Annotated in this window: 19 protein-coding genes and 2 pseudogenes; 12 read left to right on the plus strand and 9 right to left on the minus strand. The window is 51.9% G+C overall.

What is annotated here, in order from left to right; all coding sequences use genetic code 11:
- Window positions 1-65 precede the first annotated feature (65 nt).
- The 3 genes from C2U43_RS08140 to C2U43_RS08150 all read right to left on the minus strand — a co-directional run bounded on the left by C2U43_RS08140 (window position 66) and on the right by C2U43_RS08150 (window position 4489).
- A complete protein-coding gene (locus C2U43_RS08140; protein WP_103284931.1) occupies window positions 66-881 on the minus strand; it encodes a Cof-type HAD-IIB family hydrolase in 816 nt (271 codons plus the stop codon).
- Window positions 882-1151: 270 nt separating this feature from the next.
- Window positions 1152-3584 (minus strand): glycyl radical protein, encoded by a 2433-nt coding sequence (locus C2U43_RS08145; protein WP_103284932.1) that lies wholly within the window; start codon window positions 3582-3584, stop codon window positions 1152-1154.
- A 5-nt stretch (window positions 3585-3589) separates the two neighbouring features.
- Window positions 3590-4489, minus strand: coding sequence for a glycyl-radical enzyme activating protein (locus C2U43_RS08150; RefSeq protein ID WP_103284933.1), 900 nt, complete (start codon window positions 4487-4489; stop codon window positions 3590-3592).
- 132 nt (window positions 4490-4621) lie between these two features.
- Between C2U43_RS08150 and fsa the strand changes: the two genes are divergently transcribed.
- Complete coding sequence (gene fsa / locus C2U43_RS08155) at window positions 4622-5284, plus strand: fructose-6-phosphate aldolase (protein WP_032942786.1); 663 nt, start codon at window positions 4622-4624, stop codon at window positions 5282-5284.
- Window positions 5285-5370: 86 nt separating this feature from the next.
- Here fsa and moeB read toward each other — a convergent pair whose 3' ends face one another.
- Together moeB and moeA are read right to left on the minus strand one after the other, a co-directional pair.
- Entirely contained in the window at window positions 5371-6120 is a 750-nt protein-coding gene (gene moeB / locus C2U43_RS08160) for a molybdopterin-synthase adenylyltransferase MoeB (RefSeq protein ID WP_103284934.1), read from the minus strand.
- The gene (moeA, locus tag C2U43_RS08165; RefSeq protein WP_103284935.1) at window positions 6120-7355 is read right to left on the minus strand and encodes a molybdopterin molybdotransferase MoeA; all 1236 of its coding nucleotides are present in this window, start codon (window positions 7353-7355) and stop codon (window positions 6120-6122) included. The genes moeB and moeA overlap by 1 nt, the downstream gene beginning before the upstream one ends.
- Window positions 7356-7529: 174 nt before the next feature.
- Here moeA and C2U43_RS08175 point away from each other — a divergent pair, with 174 nt between their 5' ends.
- The 6 genes and pseudogenes from C2U43_RS08175 to C2U43_RS08200 form a co-directional block, all read left to right on the plus strand.
- On the plus strand, window positions 7530-8318 hold the full coding sequence (locus tag C2U43_RS08175) for an aminoglycoside adenylyltransferase family protein (RefSeq protein ID WP_103284937.1): 789 nt from the start codon (window positions 7530-7532) through the stop codon (window positions 8316-8318).
- A 191-nt stretch (window positions 8319-8509) separates the two neighbouring features.
- A complete protein-coding gene (gene iaaA, locus C2U43_RS08180; protein ID WP_003836974.1) occupies window positions 8510-9475 on the plus strand; it encodes a beta-aspartyl-peptidase in 966 nt (321 codons plus the stop codon).
- Window positions 9462-11333 (plus strand): glutathione ABC transporter ATP-binding protein GsiA, encoded by a 1872-nt coding sequence (gene gsiA / locus C2U43_RS08185; protein ID WP_103284938.1) that lies wholly within the window; start codon window positions 9462-9464, stop codon window positions 11331-11333. Before iaaA ends, gsiA begins: the two co-directional genes overlap by 14 nt.
- Window positions 11334-11361: 28 nt before the next feature.
- A complete protein-coding gene (gene gsiB / locus C2U43_RS08190; protein ID WP_057067351.1) occupies window positions 11362-12900 on the plus strand; it encodes a glutathione ABC transporter substrate-binding protein GsiB in 1539 nt (512 codons plus the stop codon).
- A gap of 46 nt (window positions 12901-12946) precedes the next feature.
- Window positions 12947-13867 carry a glutathione ABC transporter permease GsiC gene (gene gsiC / locus C2U43_RS08195; RefSeq protein ID WP_032942797.1) on the plus strand — a complete coding sequence of 307 codons (921 nt, stop codon included), beginning with the start codon at window positions 12947-12949 and terminating at the stop codon, window positions 13865-13867.
- Between the two features lie 2 nt (window positions 13868-13869).
- Window positions 13870-14349 (plus strand): annotated as a pseudogene (locus C2U43_RS08200) (glutathione ABC transporter permease GsiD); the annotation flags it as partial.
- A 4-nt stretch (window positions 14350-14353) separates the two neighbouring features.
- Here the strand turns inward: C2U43_RS08200 and C2U43_RS08205 are convergent.
- Window positions 14354-15430 carry an IS110 family transposase gene (locus tag C2U43_RS08205; protein ID WP_000227969.1) on the minus strand — a complete coding sequence of 359 codons (1077 nt, stop codon included), beginning with the start codon at window positions 15428-15430 and terminating at the stop codon, window positions 14354-14356.
- A gap of 266 nt (window positions 15431-15696) precedes the next feature.
- Between C2U43_RS08205 and C2U43_RS08220 the strand changes: the two are divergent.
- A pseudogene (locus C2U43_RS08220) lies at window positions 15697-16155 on the plus strand (ABC transporter permease subunit); the annotation flags it as partial.
- A 92-nt stretch (window positions 16156-16247) separates the two neighbouring features.
- On the opposite strand, the gene rimO reads toward C2U43_RS08220, so the two are convergent.
- Window positions 16248-17555 carry a 30S ribosomal protein S12 methylthiotransferase RimO gene (gene rimO, locus C2U43_RS08225; RefSeq protein WP_103284940.1) on the minus strand — a complete coding sequence of 436 codons (1308 nt, stop codon included), beginning with the start codon at window positions 17553-17555 and terminating at the stop codon, window positions 16248-16250.
- Window positions 17556-17786: 231 nt separating this feature from the next.
- Here rimO and C2U43_RS08230 point away from each other — a divergent pair, with 231 nt between their 5' ends.
- Complete coding sequence (locus C2U43_RS08230; RefSeq protein WP_223240755.1) at window positions 17787-17972, plus strand: glycine cleavage system protein T; 186 nt, start codon at window positions 17787-17789, stop codon at window positions 17970-17972.
- Between the two features lie 51 nt (window positions 17973-18023).
- Window positions 18024-20474 carry a glycogen phosphorylase gene (gene glgP / locus C2U43_RS08235; protein WP_060682492.1) on the plus strand — a complete coding sequence of 817 codons (2451 nt, stop codon included), beginning with the start codon at window positions 18024-18026 and terminating at the stop codon, window positions 20472-20474.
- Between the two features lie 32 nt (window positions 20475-20506).
- On the opposite strand, the gene C2U43_RS08240 is transcribed toward glgP, so the two are convergent.
- The gene (locus tag C2U43_RS08240; RefSeq protein WP_032942801.1) at window positions 20507-21433 is read right to left on the minus strand and encodes a LysR family transcriptional regulator; all 927 of its coding nucleotides are present in this window, start codon (window positions 21431-21433) and stop codon (window positions 20507-20509) included.
- A 220-nt stretch (window positions 21434-21653) separates the two neighbouring features.
- On the opposite strand from C2U43_RS08240, the gene bssR reads away from it, so the two are divergent.
- Window positions 21654-22037 (plus strand): biofilm formation regulator BssR, encoded by a 384-nt coding sequence (gene bssR, locus C2U43_RS08245; RefSeq protein WP_103284941.1) that lies wholly within the window; start codon window positions 21654-21656, stop codon window positions 22035-22037.
- Between the two features lie 102 nt (window positions 22038-22139).
- Window positions 22140-23237 (plus strand): PQQ-dependent sugar dehydrogenase, encoded by a 1098-nt coding sequence (locus C2U43_RS08250; RefSeq protein ID WP_103284942.1) that lies wholly within the window; start codon window positions 22140-22142, stop codon window positions 23235-23237.
- A gap of 5 nt (window positions 23238-23242) precedes the next feature.
- Here the strand turns inward: C2U43_RS08250 and C2U43_RS08255 are convergent, their stop codons facing one another.
- The gene (locus C2U43_RS08255; protein WP_103284943.1) at window positions 23243-23869 is read right to left on the minus strand and encodes a glutathione S-transferase family protein; all 627 of its coding nucleotides are present in this window, start codon (window positions 23867-23869) and stop codon (window positions 23243-23245) included.
- Window positions 23870-24167 lie beyond the last annotated feature (298 nt).

The raw sequence follows: 24167 nt of genomic DNA on the forward strand, positions 1-24167 counted from the left end.
TTGATGGAGTGAGCAAAATAGAAAAAGAGTGAAAACCGGGATGAGGGATACCCCGGTTGGCAGGATTAGACGTTAAAAGGGGAGGTGTTATCCAGCACAGCCTGAATTACGTTCAGCGCGCCCTGATGGTTATTGTCGTCGGTCTGATAGCGAGCAATCGCTTTGATATTCTCTGCCGCGTTGGCCATGGCGAAAGAGTAGTGCGCCATTTTCAGCATTTCCGCGTCGTTTCCGCTATCGCCAATGGCGACTACGTTTTGCGGTGACAGGTTCCAGCGTTTAAGCAGGCGGCTGATCCCGTTGGCTTTATGTAGGCCCGGAATGATCAGATCGATAAACCCGAAGCCGCTGGTGACGGGCTTCATAATGCCGTCCAGCGCAGCATGCAGGTGATCGATAACCAATGGGATTTGTTGGTCCGGTAAATTTAGCGAGAACTTGAACAGCACATCATCGATATCCTGATAATCCTTTACGGGTTTCAGGCGATGGTAGTGTTTTGACATCAATGCGACAAAGGACTCTGGCGCATTTTCGCTAACGTAAGCGCTTTGCAGCCCGCAAGCCACAAAGTTGAGCTGCTTATCTTTTAGCAGTTCACCAATGACAATACGGGATTCGTGGCGGGTAAGCTCGCCGTGAAACAGCTGCTTGCCATGCTCATAAACCAGCGCGCCATTCTCAGCGACAAACGATATTTCGTCTTTAAGCTCCGGGAAAAAGGAGATCAACTGGTAATACTGGTTGCCGCTGGCCACGACAAATTCGATATTTCGTTTTTTCAGTTCCAGATACTGCGCCATAAAACGTGCACGATCGTATTTCTTGGCGTCGTCGAGAAAAGTTCCGTCCATATCGGTGACGATAACTTTGATGGTCATAAAGATAGGCTCCTGGCGATTACTGCAACCAGAAACATTCTAATAACAATGTGACCTGTAGCACAAATTTAATTTCGAATGAAAGTAAAAAGCCGGATGGTAGCTTCGCCTTACCCGGCTACGGGGAGAGTCGTTGTAGGCCGGATAAGCGTCAGCGCATCCGGCTACGGGGAGAATCGTTGTAGGCCGGATAAGCGTCAGCGCATCCGGCAATGGGTAGGGTAGCGTGCCGGATGGCGGTGTGGAATCTCATCCGGCCGACAATATTGTTTACAGCATATGTTCAGTACGCGCGATGATGTCGTCTTGCGCATCCGGAGAAAGCGCAGTGAAGAAGGCGGAATAACCTGCTACACGGACCACCAGGTCACGATATTGATCCGGGTGTTTTTTTGCTTCCAGCAGCGTTTCACGGGAGACAATGTTGTACTGAATATGCCAGCCTTTGTGCTCTTCGAAGAAGGTACGCAGCAGGATCATCAGCTTTTGCTTATCGGATTCATTTTCCAGCGTGGCCGGGTTGAGCTTCTGATTTAACAGCACGCCGCCGAGAATCGAACCGGTCGGCAGTTTACCCACCGAACCAATTACCGCCGTTGGGCCGAGATGGTCCGTACCGGAAGCCGGGCTTGCGCCTTCTGCCAGCGGAGTGTGTGCTTTACGGCCATCCGGCGTTGCCATCGTTGCTGCGCCGAACGGCACGTTTGCCGAAATAGACGAGGTCCCGGCGTAGTAATTGCCGCCAACCGGGCCACGTCCGTAACGCGGATTATGATACTGTTTCAGTTCATTGATATAGGTCTGATAAGCGCGGGCCAGCAGCGTATCAACGCTATCGTCATCGTTGCCGTATTTCGGCGCGCCGTTGATCAGCCGTTGGCGTAACTGCTCATGGGTCAGACCGTCAAAATCATCGGCCAGCGCAGCGGCCAGCTGTTGTTGACCAATAGCGCCCTGTTCAAAGACCAGTTTCTTCACTGCTGCCAGGCTGTTACCGAGGTTGGCAATACCCACCTGCAAACCCGATACCCAGTCATACTTCGCGCCGCCTTGCTTAATGCTTTTCGCCCGTTCAATGCAGTCGTCTACCAGCGCGGAACACAGAATATCGTGCACGTTCTCTTCCAGCATGGTGTCGACGACATACTCAATTTCTATGGATTTACGCGTGTAGTAACGGATCTGCGTATCCCAGGCATCCATCACTTCGTCGAAATTGTTGAAGTTACCAGCCGAGAGCGCTTTTTCCTGTGGCAGAAAGACTTTGCCACTGGTGGCATCGCGCCCACCTTCCAGTGCCGCCAGCATCACGCGGGCAAAGTTAATAAAGCTCATGCCGGTGCAACGGTAGCCCCATTTCCCGCCAACGGCGGTTTCGATACACCCAATGGCCGCATAGTCATAGGCATCCTGCGGTTCAATACCCAACTTAATGAATTCCGGTATGACGATTTCATCGTTGTTAAAGGCTGGCATCCCGAAACCGCAGCGGATCACCTGCACGCAGGCATCAAGGAAGTCATTACTCATCCCCGCGTGATAACGCACGCTCAGGTTTGGCTGCGTAGAACGCAGACGACCACATGACTCCAGAATCGCGTAGGAGAGCGGGTTGACGGCATCCATCGGCTGGCCGTTGACCAGGTTTTGACCACCAATGGTCACGTTCTGATACAGCGGACTGCCCGCCGAGGCTTTCGAATGGGAGCCGGAACGGATTTTGTTCACTTCCAACAGTTTCAACCAGCAGCTGTGCAACAGTTCAATAGCGTGCTCACGATCAAGACTCTGGTTCAGTTCAACGTCACGACGATAGAACGGATAGAGGTATTGATCCATACGACCAAACGACACCGAGTGACCGTTTGATTCAATTTGCAGGATCAGCTGGATGAAATAGCATAACTGCAATGCCTGCCAGAACGTTTTTGGCGGTTCATGGGCGATCACATCGCAGTTTTCCGCCATGGTCAGCAGTTCATCTCGACGGCTGGTGCGGGTTTCCGTGGACGCCATTTTACGCGCCAGCGCGGCAAAGCGCTCAATGTGCAGACTGACGGCTTCCAGCACGATATCAATCGCTTTCAGGAACTGATCGCCATGGAGGTCTTCCAGACATGTCAGATTGATGCGGGAGCGACGTTCATCGACTTTGTGACGCAGGCCGTCGAGACCTTTTTCCAGCAGCAGCGGGAAGTTTACCGCCAGGTGTGCGTCGCCGGAGGTCATGTTACCTTCGGCTTTGATAATGCCGGTTTCCAGCAGCCCTTTCTGCTCATCAGTGAACATCCCGTAGCAGCGATCCTGCAAGGTTTGACCACGCCACCATGGGCACACCTCATGCAATACACGTTTGTTCTCTTCGCTTACCGCAAAGCCTGCGCCCGGTCTGTCGGCGAGGTCGTCGATCTCTTTTTCAATCCACGAGACGGTGTATTCCGGGAAAATAGGCGCGGCACGCACTTCGCTTGCCTGGTTACCAATGATCAGTTCGTCATGTTTGATCCAGATGGTGCGTTCCGCCAGATGATGGGCCAGAGCCAGCGCGCGGCGTACCGGGATCGGCTTATCCAGGTGTTGCTGATACATCTCGGTATAGTGCTGGGCGCGCTCGGTACAAACCGGTGGTTTCACGATGTGGATCAGGGCCGTTTTATGCGCTTTGATACGGTCGCTGAGTGTGTCCAGTTTCAGAGTGGTCATGGCAATTATCCTCGTAGGGTCGCAGTTAAACCTTTAAGGCTGGCGTACTGCTGGGCAAATTCGAGCAGTGCTGGCGCATCAAGCGGTTTATCCGGTGCGTTGTAGGGTTGACTGAGTAAGTGGTATTTGTTGATGCCCAGGGTGTGGTAGGGCAAGAAATGGATCTCACCGACGTGAAGCTCATCGGCGGCAAAATCGGTAATGGCCTGAATAGCGGCTTCGTCTGCGTTGAATCCCTGAATCAGCGGTACGCGGATAATCATTTTTTTACCGGCGGCAGCCAGTTTTTTTAGATTTTCCAGTACGCGAGAGGCACGCCCATCGGTCCATTGTTTAAACGGCGCATCTGCAACGTGTTTTAGATCTGCCAGAAACAGATCGACGTCAGGTAATGATGGTTCAATATACTTCCACGGGACATGCAAACAGGTTTCCACCGCGGTATGAATGCCTGCGTCGTGGCTGGCTTTGAGCAAAGCAGCTGCCAGCTCTGGCTGCATAAACGGTTCACCGCCGGACAGGGTGAGGCCTCCGCCACTGCGGTCGTAAAACGGTTTATCTCGCAATACGGTCGCCATGATATCGTCCACGCTTTTTACCTCTCCGCAGACGGTTAACGCCTGAGTCGGACAGCAGTCGGTCAGTACGGTGAGAGCGTCATCGGTCAGTTTTTCGCGATGAATAAGTAATCCGCCCAGCGCCCGTTCAATCACGGTGGGTGCAGCCTGAGCACAGAGATCGCAACCGTCGAGGCACAAACGCGCGTCATAAAGCAGGTCCTGCGTGCGGGCGCGGCTTTCCGGATTCTGGCACCACCGACAGCCCAGGGAGCATCCCTTAAGGAACACCACGGTACGAATACCGGGGCCATCATGCGTGGAGTAGCGCTGGATATTGAAAATCATAAGCGACCTCTTTTCTTTCGTATAAAGATTAAATTACTTTCGAATGAAAGTTATATTGACATGCGTCAACTAACAGTGAGGTTTCGCCGTGCTACCTTTTATTCATGCTAATTATTCGTTTGAGGAAAGGTTATGGAACTCTATTTAGATACGTCTGATGTTGATGCGGTAAAAGCTCTGGCGCGCATTTTCCCGCTGGCAGGGGTGACCACTAACCCGAGCATTGTGGCGGCAGGGAACCAGACGCTGGAAGTACTACTGCCGCAACTGCAGGAAGCGATGGGAGGGCAAGGCCGTCTGTTTGCTCAGGTGATGGCGACCACCGCCGAAGGTATGGTCAGCGATGCGCGTAAGCTGCGGGCAATCATTGCTGATATCGTGGTCAAAGTGCCGGTGACAGCAGAAGGTCTGGCGGCTATAAAATTGCTGAAAGAAGAAGGGATCCCGACGTTAGGTACTGCGGTATACGGTGCAGCTCAAGGGTTATTGGCTGCTCTGGCGGGTGCTGAATACGTTGCGCCATACGTTAACCGCGTGGATGCGCAAGGAGGGGATGGCATTCAGACGGTGGCCGACCTGCAGACGTTACTGAAAATGCATGCCCCGCACGCCAAAGTACTGGCAGCCAGTTTTAAAACACCGCGTCAGGCACTGGATTGTCTGCTGGCGGGCTGCGAGTCCATCACGCTACCGCTGGACGTTGCTCAGCAGATGATTAGCTCTCCGGCGGTTGATGCTGCCGTCGCGAAGTTTGAGCACGACTGGCAGAGCGCATTCGGTCGCACGTCGATCTGATGCTGTTGCCGGGTGGTGCTAACGCTTACCCGGCCTACGTTCGAGCCGTTGTAGGTCGGGTAAGGCGAAGCCGCCACCCGACTTTTTTACTGCCCGCAAACCTCACACCCCGGGTTGCGCATCAGCTTCATTTCGCGAAACTGGCAGGTCATGGCATCGTACATGACGATTTTTCCGGATGCCGGTTTACCGTAGTTTGCCAGTAGCTTAATGGCTTCCATCGCCTGTAACGATCCAATCACGCCGATCAGCGGGGCCATCACACCGGCTTCTACGCAGGTCAGGGCATTTTCACCGAACAGACGACTCAGGCAACGGTAGCAGGGCTCACCGTCCTGGTATGTAAATACGGTAATTTGTCCTTCCATGCGAATAGCTGCACCAGAAACCAGCGGGACTCTGGCGGCAAAACATCCGGCATTCAGCTGATTGCGGATGCTGACGTTATCCGTACAGTCCAGCACCAAATCGTGTTCGGCAATAAGCGCGTGAATCTCGCTATCGTCAAGCAGCGCATTCACCGGCGTAATGGCGATATAAGGGTTAATCCGCGCTAGCGCGTCACGGGCGGATAGCACTTTGGGTTGCCCGACGGTTGCATCGCTGTGCAGCGTCTGGCGTTGGAGGTTCGACACGGAGACCGTGTCAAAATCGAGCAGGGTTAAATGTCCGACGCCAGCGCCCGCAAGGTACTGAGTTGCTGCGCATCCCAGTCCCCCCAGACCAACGACCAGTACCCGCGCATCTTGGAGCGCTTCCTGACCTTCGAAATCGAAGCCGCGCAGAATGATTTGCCGGTTATAGCGCATCATCTCCTGGTCGCTGAGTTCTGCCATTACAGGCCTCCAAACAGTGCGTTAAACGGCTCGACCTCAACCCATTCTCCGGCCTCAACGTTACCGCGATCGCGCTCCAGCACGATAAAGCAGTTGCCCTGGCTAAAGGAGCTAAAAATATGCGAGCCCTGGTGTCCGGTGGTGGTGACTTCCAGTTCGCCTTCCGCGGTACGCTGCAATACACCGCGCTGAAAATCCAGACGCCCTGGTGTTTTCTTCAGGCGTGAGGCTGTGCGCACGCACTGGCGCGGAGGTAACCCACAGGCGGTGTTTCCGCTGAGTTTCGCCAGCAGCGGTTGCACCAGCTGATAAAAGGTGAGGGCCGCAGAAACCGGATTACCCGGCAGGCCGCAAAACCAGCTGTTGCTCAGTTTACCAAACGCGAACGGTTTACCGGGTTTGATGGCCAGCTTCCAGAAGGCAATTTCTCCCAGCTCTTCCAGAATGGTTTTGGTGTAATCCGCTTCGCCTACCGAAACGCCACCAGAGCTGATGACGACATCGGCCTGGCTGTCGGCTTCGATAAATGCGGCTCGCAGCGCGTTTGGATCGTCGCGAATAATTCCTAAGTTGATCACTTCGCAGCCCAGCTGCTGCAGCATCAGGTGAACGGTCAGACGGTTTGTGTCATAAATCTGCCCGTCGCCCAGCGGTTGACCCGGCAGTTGCAGCTCATCACCGGTGGAGAACAATGCCACGCGAACTTTGCGAACGACCGGTACTTCGGCAATGCCGAGCGAGGCCAGAACAGGAAGCTCGGCGGTTGTCAGACGAGTTCCGGTAGGGAATACCACCGCGCCGTTTGCTATATCTTCACCGCGCAGACGAATATTTTGTCCGCTGCGGACCTCGGCGGTAAAACGCACACCGTCGTCAGTTTGTTCCGTTTGCTCCTGCATCACCACCGCTTCACAACCGGCAGGCATCGGGGCACCGGTCATAATGCGGATGCAGGTTCCCGCAGGCCACTCGCCGTGGAATGGTTGACCAGCAAAGGCTTTGCCAGCCACCGCAAGAGGCTGGTCTGATTGTAAATCGGCTAATCGCACCGCATAGCCATCCATTGCCGAGTTATCGAATCCCGGCACATCAATCGGGGAGATGACGTCGGTGGCCAGAATGCGGCCAAAGCATTGAACCAGCGGCAGCGTTTCGACGGCGGTGAGTGGGGTAATACGCGAAAGCATCTGAGAGAGAGCCGTTTCAAGCGGCATCAGTCCGGCGGTAAATTCCATGAGAAGACTCCTGCGGGGCAAAATCGAATCTGCTCATTATGTCAGAAAATGGACGCGGACAGTATGCTACCTCAGGCTTAGGATCCGATCTGATACAGGTTTTCTGCCAGAGAATAGCGCTACAGGAAAAATGCAGTATAGACTCATTATTTCTGCTTTTTTCCAGGAGGCTAAATGGCTGCGACTATCCCGAATTCAATTCGACAACAGGTGAATGCCGCCAGTGCACTGATTGCGCGGATTATAGAGGGCGACCTGGTTGCTGTTCATTTGTATGGCTCTGCTGTTGAAGGTGGCTTAAAGCCCCAAAGCGATATCGATTTACTGGTTACCATTAGGCTGCCACTGAATACCCGGCAAAGAAAAGATCTGATGCAGGGTTTTCTGGAAATATCAGCACCGCCTGGCAGCGTTGATAGCTATCGGGCGCTGGAAGTGACCATTGTGGTCTATTCACAACTTGTGCCGTGGCGATTCCCACCGTCAAGAGAAATGCAATTTGGCGAATGGTTGCGTGACGATATTCGCGCGGGAATTTTTGAACCGAGACAGGTGGATCCTGATCTTTCCATCCTGCTGACCCAGGCCCGGCGCGTCAGCGTAGCGTTGTTCGGTGAACCCGCTGAGACGTTATTCAACGTCATCCCTTTTAGCGATGTCTTGCAAACGTTTCGGCATATCCTTGATATGTGGCAGAAACCGGGCGATTTAGAGGGTGACGAGCGAAATATCATCCTTACTCTGGCGCGTATTTGGTACAGCGTAGTTACGGGCAATATTGTCGCTAAAGATGAAGCTGCCTCCTGGCTTATACCGCAATTACCCGATGAGTATGCTGATACGCTGCAAGCCGCACGTGCAGAATACCTGGGGTTAACCAAAAAGAACTGGGCTGCGTCTATGCCATCTGTTGAACGCTTTGTGTTTTATGCAAAAAAACAGATTGCCGATCGGCTTGAATAATATATTCAACGATGTTGGAAGATACTCTTTCTGTTTAACTCATCTAAATAACCTGATGGGATGGGGCGTGAGGTACGGGCCTTTACCTTTACATGACGTCTGCATCTTTCTATATTCAAAAATCGAATCAATAAGTCACAGAAATTCTGATATTTATAACCCCGGTACCTGCCACCTAATGGACGAAAAAAATGGGTAAAGCAGTCATTGCAATTCACGGCGGCGCAGGGGCTATCACCCGTTCGCAGCTGAGTCAGGAGCAAGAGTTGCGTTATATACAGGCGCTGTCGGATATCGTTGAAACCGGCCAGCGGATGCTTGAAGACGGTCGTAGCGCACTGGATGTGGTGACCGAAGCCGTGCGCTTACTGGAAGAGTGTCCGTTGTTTAATGCCGGAATTGGCGCGGTGTATACCCGTGATGAAACCCATGAACTGGATGCCTGCGTGATGGACGGTAACACGCTTAATGCGGGAGCCGTCGCAGGAGTCAGCCATTTACGCAATCCGATTCTCGCGGCGCGCCTGGTAATGGAACACAGCCCACACGTCATGATGATAGGTGAAGGGGCTGAAAACTTTGCCATTGCGCAGGGTATGGAGCGCGTATCAGCGGATATTTTCTCGACGCCAGAACGCTATGCTCAACTACTGGCGGCGCGAACAGCGGGTGAAACGGTACTGGACCATAGCGCGAGCCCGCTGGATGAAAACAACAAAATGGGTACCGTGGGGGCGGTCGCGTTAGATATGTTTGGCAATCTGGCGGCCGCAACATCGACCGGGGGGATGACCAACAAATTACCTGGGCGGGTGGGTGACAGTCCGTTGGTCGGCGCAGGCTGTTATGCCAATAACGCAAGTGTGGCAGTCTCCTGCACCGGAACCGGGGAAGTCTTTATTCGTGCGCTGGCGGCCTATGACATTGCGGCGTTGATGGACTATGGCGGCCTGAGTTTATCCGAAGCGTGTGAACGCGTAGTGATGGAAAAATTACCGGCGCTTGGCGGCAGTGGCGGTTTAATTGCTATCGATCATGAGGGCAATGTCGCCTTGCCGTTTAATAGCGAAGGCATGTACCGCGCCTGGGGATATGCAGGCGATACGCCAACCACCGGTATTTATCGGGAAAAAGGAGATAGCGTTGCCACACAGTGATGAGCTTGATGCCAGCGACGTGCTGGCAGTCAGCAATCTGAATATTGCCTTTGAACAGGAGCAGCAGCGTGTCAGCGCAGTGCGTAATCTGTCATTTCGCCTGAAGCGTGGCGAAACGCTGGCGATTGTTGGTGAGTCCGGTTCAGGAAAGTCGGTAACGGCCTTGTCGCTGATGCATCTGATTGAACAGGCAGGCGGCGAGGTAAGCTGCGATGAAATGCTGCTGCGACGCCGCAACCGGCAGGTTATTGAGCTGGGTGAACAGAGCGCATCACAAATGCGTCACGTGCGCGGTGCGGATATCGCGATGATCTTCCAGGAGCCTATGACATCGCTCAATCCGGTGTTTACCGTGGGCGAGCAAATTGCTGAGTCTATACGCTTGCACCAGGGCGTCAGCCATGAAGAGGCGATGGTAGAAGCGAAGCGGATGCTCGATCAGGTGCGTATCCCCGAGGCGAAGGCGATTTTATCGCGTTATCCACACCAGCTTTCCGGCGGTATGCGCCAGCGGGTGATGATTGCCATGGCACTGTCGTGTCGCCCTGCGGTTTTAATTGCCGATGAGCCGACGACCGCGCTGGATGTCACCATTCAGGCGCAGATCCTGCAACTGATAAAAGTGTTGCAGCAGGATATGTCGATGGGAGTGATCTTCATTACCCACGATATGGGCGTTGTGGCGGATATTGCTGACCGCGTGCTGGTGATGTATCAGGGCGAGGCGGTAGAAACCGGCAGCGTTGAACAAATTTTTCACGCTCCCCAGCATCCCTATACCAAAGCGCTGTTGGCAGCCGTGCCGCAGCTTGGGGCGATGAACGGGCATGAGCTTCCGCGCCGTTTCCCGCTCATTTCATTGCACGATCCCAGTCATGTCGAACCGCAAACCGAGCAGGACACAGTGGTTGAAGGCGAGCCTATCCTACGGGTACGCAATCTGGTGACGCGTTTTCCTCTGCGCAGCGGTATTCTAAATCGCGTGACTCGCGAGGTGCATGCAGTGGAAAACGTCAGCTTTGACCTGTGGCCGGGAGAAACGCTCTCACTGGTGGGGGAGTCGGGCTGCGGGAAATCCACCACCGGGCGGGCGCTGCTGCGCCTGGTTGAGTCTCAGCGTGGGGAAATCATTTTCAACGGACAGCGTATTGATACCCTTGCTGCCAGCAAGTTGCAGCCGCTGCGTCGGGATATTCAGTTTATCTTCCAGGATCCGTATGCTTCGCTCGATCCGCGCCAGACCGTGGGATATTCCATTCTGGAGCCGCTACGGGTACATGGGTTATTGCAGGGCGATGCGGGGTCAAAACGGGTTGCATGGTTGTTGGAACGTGTAGGCTTGCTACCTGAGCATGCCTGGCGCTATCCGCACGAGTTTTCCGGCGGTCAGCGTCAGCGTATCTGTATTGCACGGGCATTGGCGCTCAATCCCAAAGTGATTATTGCCGATGAATCTGTCTCGGCGCTGGATGTTTCAATTCGTGGGCAAATCATCAACCTGATGCTCGACCTGCAGCGAGAATTGGGTATCGCATATCTGTTTATTTCCCACGATATGGCGGTAGTGGAACGGATCAGTCATCGTGTGGCGGTAATGTATCTGGGGCAGATCGTTGAGATAGGCACCCGACGGGCGGTGTTTGAAAATCCGCAACATCCGTACACTCGCAAGCTGATGGCGGCGGTTCCGGTCCCCGATCCATCCCATCACCGTCCCCAGCGCGTGCTGTTGTCGGACGATATCCCCAGCAATATTCGTAAACGTGGCGAAGAGATTTCCCCCGTATCACTCCAGTTAGTTGGTCCGGGGCATTATGTTGCGCGTCCGCTACCAGAAAATGCGCTTTCGCGTTTATAACAGGCAGGCAGGGTTTAAGGAGAATAACATGACAAAAATTGTTGCTCGAAAATGGCTGGTTGCTGTGGGAGTGGTCTCTGCACTGGCCGCATCGCCTGGCTGGGCCGCCAAAGATGTGGTGGTAGCCGTGGGGTCCAATTTCACGACGCTCGACCCCTATGACGCGAATGACACGTTGTCGCAGGCGGTAGCGAAGTCGTTTTATCAGGGGTTGTTTGGCCTTGATAAAGAGATGAAACTGAAAAATGTGCTCGCGGAGAGTTATACGGTTTCTGATGATGGGCTGACCTATACCCTTAAGCTGCGCCAGGGCGTGAAGTTTCAGGATGGAACCGACTTCAATGCCGATGCGGTAAAAGCTAACCTCGATCGGGCCAGTAACCCGGAAAACCATCTGAAACGTTACAACCTGTATAAGAATATCGATAAAACCGAAGTCGTCGATCCGTCGACGGTGAAGATTACGCTGAAACAGCCGTTCTCTGCCTTTATCAATATTCTGGCGCACCCGGCAACGGCGATGATTTCTCCCGCCGCGCTGGAGAAATACGGTAAGGAGATCGGTTTCCATCCTGTGGGGACCGGGCCGTACCAGCTTGATACCTGGAATCAGACGGATTTTGTGAAGGTTAAGAAGTTCGCGGGCTACTGGCAGCAAGGGCTGCCAAAGCTGGATACGATTACCTGGCGTCCGGTGACCGACAACAACACGCGTGCGGCCATGCTGCAAACTGGGGAAGCGCAGTTTGCCTTCCCGATCCCTTACGAGCAGGCGTCGCTGTTGGCGAAGAACAAAAACCTGGAACTGGTGGCCAGTCCGTCTATTATGCAACGTTACATCAGCATGAACGTCACGCAAAAACCGTTCGACAACCCGAAGGTGCGTGAAGCGCTGAATTATGCCATCAACCGCCAGGCGCTGGTGAAAGTGGCTTTTGCTGGTTACGCGACGCCGGCAACCGGCGTTCTCCCCCCGTCGATAGCCTATGCGCAAAGCTATACGCCATGGCCATACGACCCGGCGAAAGCGCGCGAACTGCTGAAAGAAGCAGGTTATCCGAACGGTTTTACCACTACGCTATGGTCATCGCATAACCACAGTACCGCGCAGAAAGTGCTGCAATTTACCCAGCAGCAGCTGGCGCAGGTGGGCATTAAGGCTCAGGTAACAGCGATGGATGCCGGTCAGCGCGCGGCGGAAGTTGAAGGGAAAGCGCAGAAAGAGAGCGGAGTACGGATGTTCTACACCGGCTGGTCTGCTTCTACGGGCGAAGCTGACTGGGCGCTGTCACCGCTGTTTGCATCACAAAACTGGCCGCCGACACTGTTTAATACGGCGTTCTACAGCAATAAGCAGGTGGACAGTGATTTAGCGGCAGCGTTGCAAACTAACGATCCGGCGCAGAAAGCGAAGCTGTACAAAGACGCGCAGGATATTATCTGGAAAGAATCGCCGTGGATCCCGCTGGTGGTGGAAAAACTGATTTCGGCGCACAGTACCCGGTTGACCGGGTTCTGGATTATGCCGGATACCGGATTTAGTTTTGATGATGCGGATTTAAAATAAGCTATGCATTCGGCCCCTTAGCACAGGGGCCGACGAAGGGAGCCTGATGCTTAACTATGTTTTCAAGCGCCTGCTGGGGTTGATTCCAACTCTGTTGATTGTTGCGGTGCTGGTATTTTTATTTGTTCACCTGCTACCCGGCGATCCGGCCCGGCTGATTGCCGGACCGGAAGCTGACGCCGAGGTTATTGAACTGGTGCGCAAGCAGCTGGGTCTGGACCAGCCGCTGCATGTTCAGTTCTGGCATTACATGACCAACGTGTTGCAAGGCGATTTTGGCACCTCAATGGTTTCTCGTCGCCCGGTTTCTGAAGAGATAGCCAGTCGTTTTATGCCATCACTATGGCTGACTATTGCCAGTATGGCGTGGGCGGTATTGTTTGGTATGACGGCGGGGATCATTGCTGCCGTATGGCGAAATCGCTGGCCGGACAGATTAAGCATGACGCTGGCGGTCACCGGGATCTCGTTCCCGGCGTTTGCGCTTGGCATGCTGCTGATGCAGATATTCTCCGTTGAACTCGGTTGGTTGCCTACCGTGGGCGCAGACACCTGGCTTCACTACATCCTCCCGTCTATTACGCTGGGCGCGGCGGTGGCTGCGGTGTTAGCCCGATTTACTCGCGCCTCGTTTGTTGATGTGCTTAGCGAAGATTATATGCGCACCGCGCGGGCTAAAGGGGTGAGTGAAACCTGGGTGGTGTTAAAACATGGTCTGCGTAATGCGATGATCCCGGTGGTCACCATGATGGGACTACAGTTTGGCTTTTTGCTTGGTGGATCAATCGTGGTTGAGAAGGTGTTCAACTGGCCTGGGCTTGGGCGACTGTTGGTGGACTCCGTCGAAATGCGCGACTACCCGGTGATTCAGGCCGAGGTACTGTTATTTTCTCTGGAATTTATTCTTATTAACTTAGTGGTGGATGTGCTCTACGCTGCCATTAATCCGGCTATCAGGTACAAGTAAGGATGCGATTTTTTAACTGGCGCCGACAGGCGATTTTAAATGCGATGCCCCTTGTTAAGCCAGAGCAGATACGCACACCGTGGCATGAGTTCTGGCGTCGGTTCCGTCGACAGCACATGGCGATGGTCGCTGGGCTGTTTGTATTGCTCCTGATCGTGGTAGCGATTTTTGCCCGCTGGCTGACGCCATTTGATGCCGAGAATTACTTCGATTATGACCGTTTGAATGATGGGCCGTCGATGCTGCACTGGTTTGGCGTTGACTCACTGGGACGGGATATCTTTAGCCGCGTGCTGGTTGGTGCGCAAATCTCGCTGGCGGCAGGAGTCTTTGCCGTATTTATTGGCGCGGCGATTGGTACGGTACTGGGTCTGCTGGCGGGATACTACGAAGGCTGGTGGGATCGACTGATCATGCGAATCTGCGATGTGCTGTTCGCCTTTCCGGGGATATTGCTGGCGATAGCCGTGGACGCCCTTCTAAGAGTCAAGCTGTTATCGGGATACTGTTGATCCGCCTGTTTTGATTGCGCAGTAACGTGTAAACTTCGCGGGAGATATATCGCTTTAGACAGCGTATCGCTTCCATTTTTGTATGTCCTTCGGCTACACGCCTGGCGACATATTCCTTTGTTTTTGCGTCAGTTCGTAAGCGTCCGATGGCGATGATGTGAAGTGCACTATTTGCAGCACGATCTCCACCACGATTAAGTCGGTAACGGTTCGTTTTTCCAGAAGAAACGGGGACCGGGCTGACACCACACAGTGCCGCAAATCCTGATTCTGATCTTAACCGTTGAGGATTGTCTCCGGCAGTGATCAGCAACTGTGAAGCGCTTTCGTATCCGATAGCATTACGTTTAATCAGCTCAGGTGCCAACTCGTCGACAATTGCCGCAATCATGACATCCAGATCAGCGATTTCGTCATGTAACTCGAGATAGCGTCGGGCAAGGGACTTTAATGAAATGCGATAAACGTTGGTTACATTGCGGTATTCACTGGCATCAGGTCTCCAGGAACCCAGGGTCCTGATGAGCTGCATGCGCGTCATATTTCTGAGCTGTTCACGTAATTCATCCGGGGCAGAGATAATATTTGAATGGATAATCTGGAGAGCGACTCTGCGGGCTGATATTGCTGTTTTTCGGCAAGTTTTTAATACCCGCAGGGACTCAATCATGCCATCACGCGTTTTGGGAGTAACTGTCCTGATGCCTGAGAATGCTGCATGAGCGGCACATTCAGCATCAATTGTGTCACTTTTACCCCGTTTGCGTCGCTCCATCCGGTCTGGAGCAGTCACCTCAAGAACTTCTAACCCGGCGTTCTGAAAATAACGAAGCAAACCGGAACCATAGGTACCTGTGCACTCAACACCAATTCGCTTTAATGTCCCAAACGAGGTCATCCATGCCAGCATCTGCCGGTAACCTTGTCGTGTTGTGGAGAAATACTGAGTCCCAAGGACTTTATTGTTCTGATCTACGACAGCGGCAACGTGCAAATCTTTATGTGTATCCACGCCACCCACAACGGCAGCTTCGGTAACTTTATCAACCATGACAGAGCTCCTGTGAGGAAACAGAGTTGAATCTCCAGACAGATAACCCGGACAGGACAGTAACGAGACAAGCCGTCAGGCCCTTCTTGAGTCACGCGCATCGGTGAGGAGATGCCTCGCATGAAGGCGCTTCCGGCAACCGACGGGTCCAGGGCAGGACACAAAAGGTCGATCGCTGTGTGAGTCAGGATGCGGGAAGGTCTTCACTGCATCAGTAATCACACCAATCTGGTTAAACGGCAAACTAAGTGGTGGTAAAGACTGACATCGGCATTATTACTGTCGCTGTGCTGGGCAGCGGTATTGCTAACGTGATCATTGCCGTGGCCATTTTCTCCATTCCAGCCTTCGCGCGCCTGGTGCGTGGGAATACGCTGGTGCTGAAGCAACAGACGTTTATTGAGTCTGCGCGCAGTATTGGTGCCAGCGATGCGACCATCATCTTCAACCATATTCTGCCTGGAACGGTCTCATCGATCGTGGTCTTTTTTACCATGCGAATTGGCACGTCGATCATCTCTGCCGCAAGCCTGTCATTTCTGGGATTAGGCGCACAGCCGCCGACGCCGGAGTGGGGGGCAATGCTTAATGAAGCGCGCGCTGATATGGTGATCGCGCCGCACGTGGCGATTTTCCCGGCGGTAGCGATATTCCTGACGGTGCTGGCGTTTAACTTACTGGGAGATGGTCTGCGCGACGCGCTGGACCCGAAGATAAAAGGATAAACCGTAGGCCTGATAAGACGCTTCAGCGTCGCCATCAGGCATTGCCGGATGCGGCATAAATGCCTTATCCGGCCTACGTTGGGTTACGCTAATTAGACGCGGATGCCCCACAGATCGTATTCATCTGCGTTTTCGACCTTCACGCGGATGATATCGCCAGGTTTCACCTTGGTTTCACCATTCAGGTATACCGCGCCGTCGATTTCTGGAGCATCAGCCATGCTACGACCAATTGCGCCTTCTTCGTCAACTTCATCAACGATAACCAGAATCTCGCGGCCCACTTTCTCTTGCAAACGTTCAGCAGAGATCTGCTGCTGCAATTGCATAAAGCGGTTCCAGCGTTCTTCTTTCACCTCTTCCGGGATTTGATCCGGCAGGTCATTAGCGCCAGCGCCTTCTACCGGGCTGTATTTAAAGCAGCCCACGCGATCCAGACGCGCTTCCTTCAGGAAGTCGAGCAACATCTGGAAGTCTTCTTCCGTTTCACCCGGGAAACCAACAATGAAAGTAGATCGCAACGTCAGTTCAGGGCAGATTTCACGCCACTGCTTGATGCGCGCCAGCTGTCTGTCCACGGAGCCCGGGCGTTTCATCAGTTTAAGAATACGCGGGCTGGCATGCTGTAACGGGATGTCCAGATACGGCAGGATTTTCCCTTCCGCCATCAGCGGGATCACATCATCAACGTGCGGATAGGGGTAGACGTAATGCAGTCGCGTCCAGATCCCCAGTTTTGATAACTGTTCGCACAGATCAACCATGCTGGTTTTGACCGGCTCGCCGTTATGGAAACCGGTACGATGCTTCACATCTACACCGTACGCTGAGGTATCCTGAGAAATTACCAGAATCTCTTTCACGCCCGCATCGACCAGACGCTTGGCTTCGCTAAGGACGTCGCCAATCGGACGGCTCACCAGATCGCCGCGCATGGATGGAATAATGCAGAACGTGCAGCGGTGGTTACAGCCCTCGGAAATCTTCAGATAGGCGTAATGGCGAGGAGTCAGCTTAACGCCCTGCTCAGGAACCAGACTCTGGAACGGGTTGTGTTTTGGTTTTGGCACATAGTGGTGAACGTGCTCCAGAACCTGTTCATAGCTATGCGGCCCGGTGATTTCCAGCACCTTCGGGTGGACTTCACGGATCTGATCGACTTTCGCGCCCAGACAGCCGGTGACGATCACCTTACCGTTCTCGTTCAGCGCTTCGCCAATTGCCTCCAGGGACTCCTGAACCGCACTGTCGATAAAGCCGCAGGTATTAACGATAACCATATCCGCGTCGTCGTAGCTTGGCACAACATCATAGCCTTCGGTACGAAGTTCGGTCAGGATGCGCTCAGAATCGACGAGGTTTTTCGGACAACCTAGTGATATAAAACCAATTTTTGCCATTTTCTTATACTGTACATTGCTCGTAATCGGGGGATTATACAGATGCCTTCACGGTACATCTATATCTGATCAGCATAAGACGGAGAGAATAAAGAGCGATACCTATAAAGAGTAGATCGGTTAGTGAAAGGTGTTTAGTGAGTCTAATTCCGGCTTTAAGTGCCGCTTCTTGGCTATAGACACTCATTATCGTAAATTTTATCTCGTCGAGCGTTACTAATGAGGTTAAATTTGAAAGATATTGTTTTGAAGTCGAAACTTGAAATGGCTAAAACTCTTTATGCTAATGGTGTGAGTTTATATTATATCTCACTTGCCACAGGCTTAAGTTGGCGTGTATTAATGACAGAATTAACGTTCATCGCCAGTCATGAAAATATTCGACAAAAAGCTAACGCTCACGTACCCAAACTTTAAATAATTCACCTGTCTATTACCATCCTACAAAATTTGAAAGGTAACGTTAATATGTATATTTCGCCACTTCCGGTCGCCACGGACTCTGATGTTGATAAACTTAGAGATGATATTGCTAATAAACTTTTATTCACTATTGGCAAAGATCCCGCAATCGCCACGAAACGGGAGTGGCTTAATGCGACGTTATATGCGGTACGAGATCGGATGGTCGAGCGCTGGCACCGTTCTAATCGGGCGCAATTCTCTCAGGATGCGCGCCAGGTATATTATCTGTCGATGGAATTTTTAATTGGTCGTACGCTATCCAATGCGTTGCTCTCTTTAGGTATTTATGACGAAGTCAGAAGCGCGCTGGAGGCAATGGGGCTTGAACTGGAAGAACTGATTGACGAAGAAAACGATCCCGGGTTAGGTAATGGAGGTCTCGGTCGTCTGGCGGCCTGCTTCCTTGATTCACTGGCGACGCTTGGGTTGCCGGGATGTGGATACGGTATTCGTTATAACTACGGTATGTTCAAACAAAATATCGTTAACGGTGTACAAAAAGAGTCGCTCGATTATTGGCTGGAATACGGTAATCCGTGGGAGTTCAAACGTCATAATACGCATTATAAAGTACGTTTTGGCGGGCGTGTTCAACAGGAGGGGAATAAAACCCGCTGGCTTGAAACCGAGGATATTCTGGCCGTGGCGCATGATCAAATTATTCCAGGTTATGCGACGGACACGACTAATACGTTGCGTTTGTGGAACGTGCAGGTGAATAGCGAAGTTAATGCGGGCAAACTGAATCAGCAGGCCGACTTTGCTACTGAAGTGGAAAACAAATATCACTTCGATCGTATCTCGCGGGTTTTGTACCCTGATGATTCCACCGATGCGGGGCGTGAATTGCGTTTACGCCAGGCCTATTTCCTGGCCTCGGCGACGATCCAGGATATTCTGAGTCGTCATTATCAGTTGCACAAAACATACGACAATCTGGCCGATAAAATTGCGATTCACCTTAATGATACGCATCCGGTACTGGCGATCCCTGAGTTGATGCGTTTATTGGTTGATCATCATCAGTTTAGCTGGGATAACGCGTTTGACGTGACCTGTCAGATTTTTTCTTATACCAACCATACGTTGATGAGTGAGGCGCTGGAGACCTGGCCAGTAGAAATGCTAAGTCGAATTTTACCGCGCCATTTGCAGATTATTTTTGAGATTAACGATCGTTTTCTGAAGACCTTACAGGAACGTTATCGTAATGACAGCGATCTACTGAAACGTGTGTCGTTAATTGATGAGTCCAATGGTCGTGTGGTGCGTATGGCCTGGCTGGCGGTAGTTGTCAGTCATAAGGTAAACGGCGTGTCGGCATTGCATTCAAAACTGATGACCGAATCACTGTTTGCAGACTTCGCGCGTATATTTCCCTTGCGTTTCACCAACGTAACCAATGGTGTGACTGCGCGTCGTTGGCTGGCGCTGGCGAATCCACCGCTTGCCAAAGTGCTGGACGAAAATATCGGTGACAGCTGGCGGACTAAATTAATGCAGTTGGGCGAGCTGAAGCAGTTTATAGATTATCCGTCGGTGAATGAGGCAGTGCATCGTGCGAAACGTGAAAATAAGCAGCGGCTGGCGCACCATATTGCCACCCACTATGGCGTAGTGGTGAATCCTGATGCGCTGTTTGATGTGCAGGTGAAACGCATCCACGAGTACAAGCGGCAACTCATGAATGTGCTCCACGTTATTACACGCTATAACCGGATTAAAGCCGCGCCGGATGCCAACTGGGTACCGCGAGTGAATATCTTTGCCGGAAAAGCGGCCTCCTCTTATCACATGGCAAAACAAATTATTCGCTTGATTAACGATGTGGCGCAGTTAGTCAATAACGATCCGCAGATTGGCGGCAAACTGAAAGTAGTATTTATTCCGGATTACAGCGTCAGTCTCGCTCAGCTAATTATTCCGGCAGCCGATCTGTCAGAGCAAATTTCCCTGGCCGGGACGGAAGCCTCCGGGACCAGCAATATGAAATTCGGTATGAATGGTGCGCTCACTATCGGTACGCTCGACGGTGCGAATATCGAAATGCGCGAATACGTTGGGGAAGATAACATCTTTATCTTTGGCAATACGGCTAATCAGGTTGAAACTCTGCGACGTGATGGCTATGACCCGAGGCACATCTTTGAAAAGGATGAGGAACTTCATCAGGTGCTGACGCAAATCGGTACAGGGGTGTTCAGTCCGCAGGAGCCAGGGCGTTATAGAGACGTGTTGGATTCATTGATTAACTTCGGCGACTACTATCAGGTGTTGGCAGATTACCGCAGCTATGTAGATTGTCAGGATGCGGTGGACGAGTTGTATCGTACTCCCCGGGAGTGGACGACAAAAACCATGCATAATATTGCTAACATGGGGTATTTCTCGTCGGACAGAACGGTTCAGGAATATGCCGACCATATCTGGCGCATAGCAAAAATACGCGTGTAGCCAGTATTTCTAACGCTCAGCCTCTCTGGTTTTCATAACAGGGAGGCTGTTTGCAAATCAGCCAGAATAGGTGAGAGGATTTTGTGGGTATTGCTTTCTTTGCGCGATGAGGCAAACACGCTAAATTGTGGCAAGGGAAACGGAGTGTTTATTTTTTTTAGTCCATACAGCTGAGCGTGTGTTTCAAATACCTTTTCCGGGATCACCCCTAAACAATGGGTATTGGACACAATCGTCAGAATCGCCGTAAACGATGAGGTAAGCAGGCAGCGTTCTCCGGTTCTAAATTTTTTATCCACAATACTGCGATGATAAATGATTTTCTCATTCTTAGTATTGTAACCGACCAGGTTAGCGTTTCTGAATTGCGCTTCACTGATGGTGTTACCATATAAAGAATTATTCTGCGAGGCCGCCAGTACCAGGCGCATATCGCATATTTTCTGGCATGAAAGACTTGCTGACTCTACGGCAAAGGTAGAAAAAACGGCATCTGCCTGACGCATATTCAGCAGTTCAATAATACTCTGTTCATTCAGGTCGGCGGTAAGGTGCAGGAGGCTGATATCGGCGTCAGTCTCGATTATTCTGGCGGTGACATCTGGAATAACGATAGGGGAAATAAAAGATTCCGTATAAAGCGTTAACCTTTTTTTGGCGGCAGGCGTGGAAAGCGGCATCAGCGTTGATAGCTTATCGATAATTGGGATTGTATTATCATACAGTTCATCAGAATAGACTGTCGGTAACAGTGCATTCCCGCTACGGACAAAAAGATTATCACCCATCATTTCGCGCAGTTTTCTTAATGACTGGCTGACGGCGGAAGGTGAGATGTTCAGCATGTCAGCGACTCTGGAAATGCTACCCACGCTATAGATCAAACAGAAAATGGTCAGCAGATTGAGATCTATTTTCGATAGTGTGCGTATTTTTTCTGCATCATTTGCTTTCGACATAGACCCCTCATCATCAACACCATGGCAGTAACCACATCAGGTATAGCAAAAAAAGTCAGGCGAGTCAGACACAGAGCGCCTTCGATAAGCGTACAGAATGAAGTTGTAACATTGTAAATTATGTTAATCAATTGGGCTTTATTGATGTAGGACATCTATTTGTTCAAAAAACAACCATACTATTAAGTTGCACCATAGTTGGAAAGAGGAGGAACAAAGTATGGTTGTTGACAGACTGAGAACCGATCTTCTCAACAAATTGATAAACGCCCGTATCGAACTTGCCGCTTATCTGCAGTTGAGAAAAGCGAAAGGCTACATGTCAGTTAGCGAGAGCGATCGCCTGCGTGATGTTTTTTTTGCACTGAATCGCGAATTGCACGAGCAATCACAGCTTCACGGTATGCATCTTGATCAGGAAGAGTGGAATGCCCTTCATCGTGCTGAAGGGGCGTTAGCCGCCGCCGCTGTTTGTCTTATGAGTGGACATCACGATTGTCCAACGTTTATCGCCGTTAATGCAGAGAAACTGGAAAACTGCCTGACAACGCTGACGCTAAGTATCCAGAGTTTGCAATCTTACCCAACGCTGGAACACATCTGAATCAGGGGGAGGGCGCTCCCCCTTTTCGTCAAGGTTATGTAAATGTAGCGGGATAATTCCCCTTGCTGGCTACGCTTTATGCAGAGCCATTAAGGAGGTGTTATGCGTCGACTCTTTCTCTGTGCTATTCCACTTGCGCTATTTTCCACTTATGCCGCCGCGGTAAAAGTGGAAGTGCTGCAAACTAAACTCGATCACCCATGGTCACTGGCTTTTTTACCCGATAACCGCGGTATGCTCATTACGCTCAAAGGTGGACAGCTTCGACTCTGGCAGCCTGATAAAGGGCTTTCCGACCCGCTGACCGGCGTACCCAAAGTTTGGGCAAATGGTCAGGGAGGACTGCTTGATGTGGCGTTAGCACCGGATTTTGCACAATCTCGCCGGGTATGGCTAAGCTTCTCTGAAGCCGACCGCGAAGGCAAAGCGGGCACCTCGGTAGGCTACGGGCGATTGAGTGACGATCTCAAACATCTGCAAGGATTTCAGACCGTTTTTCGCCAACAGCCAAAGCTTTCCACCGGGAACCATTTTGGTGGACGTCTGGTATTTGATGGTAACGGTTATCTGTTTATTGGCCTGGGGGAGAATAATCAACGCGCTACCGCCCAGGACCTGGATAAATTGCAGGGTAAATTAGTCCGACTGACCGACGAGGGAAAAATTCCGCCGGATAATCCGTTTGTGAACATGGCGGGAGCGCGGGCAGAGATTTGGTCGTATGGCATCCGCAACCCGCAGGGGATGGCGATGAATCCGTGGAGTGATGTGCTGTGGCTCAATGAGCATGGCCCACGCGGAGGCGATGAAATCAATATCCCCGAGAAAGGGAAAAACTACGGCTGGCCTATCGCGACCTGGGGTGTTAACTACAGTGGTTTGAAAATTCCCGAAGCAAAAGGTCAAATTGTTGCTGGCACGGAACAACCCATCTTTTACTGGGAAAAGTCGCCGGCGGTTAGTGGAATGGCTTTTTACAATAGCGATACCTTCCCGCAGTGGCGGCAGAAGTTGTTCATCGGCGCGTTGAAAGATAAAGAAGTGATCGTGCTGAGCGTTAAAGGGAATACGGTCACTGAGGATGGTCGTCTGTTGCAGGAAAGGGGGCAGCGGATCCGTGATGTGCGCGTCGGACCAGACGGTTATTTGTACGTGTTAACCGACGAGTCCGACGGGGAATTACTGAAAGTGAGTCCCTGATTTGGTTAGCTGACCGGGATCATCACGATTTTTTGAAACGCCGGGCGCTCGGTCAGTTGTTGATACCAGCGTTCCAGATGCGGGCGCGGGGTCCAGCTCGGACCAACGTTGAACAGGTTATAGATGAACGGTGCAACAGCGATATCCGCGGTGCCAAATTCAGCGCCGGAGAACCATGGCTGGTCTGCCAGCGCGTTATCCAGAATGGCAAACAGGTTCTCGCAAACTTGCTTACTTGCCTCAATGGCCGCCATATCGCGCTGATCGGCAGGTGTTCTGACCAGACCAAATAAGATAACCCGATGCGCAGGGCTTAGAGTCTGATTTGCCCAGTCCATCCATTTTTCACCGACTGCGCGCGCGGCCGGGGCGTCAATCCACAAACGTTTTTGTCCGTACTGAGCGGCCAGATAGCGGACAATGGTATTGGATTCCCACAAGACAACGTCTGTTTCATCATCGCGTAGCAGCGGGACCAGTCCGTTCGGGTTCAGTGCCAGATAGTCGGCATCGCGGTTACCGCCATGCTGTCCGCCCGCCAGAATTTGGTTATACGGCAGTTCCAGTTCCTCGAGCGTCCACAATACTTTTTTTACGTTGGTCGAGTTATTGCGACCCCACAGTGTAATCATAGTAACCCCGCAAATTAATTGAGCAGCTTTATGGCTGCAGATGCCATCTGACTAGCTCACATGGTGGGGTAAACCTAATATTTACGCAACAAAGTCTAAAAAAATCGTGCCAAGAGCAGCGCAGCGCGGCGTTATTGCATAAACTTTAAAAACTTTACCAACTTACGGTTTCTTTAAGCTCGTTAGTGCGTTATTACTCACCGCACTTATTTTACACGTCATCCATCAGACTTTTTCTGCATGGGTTGGTCGAGGTCGCTTGGCCGGTTTTGTGTAAACACGGTGTGGTATGACGTGG

Source organism: Citrobacter freundii complex sp. CFNIH9, assembly GCF_002903305.1.
GTDB lineage: Bacteria > Pseudomonadota > Gammaproteobacteria > Enterobacterales > Enterobacteriaceae > Citrobacter > Citrobacter portucalensis.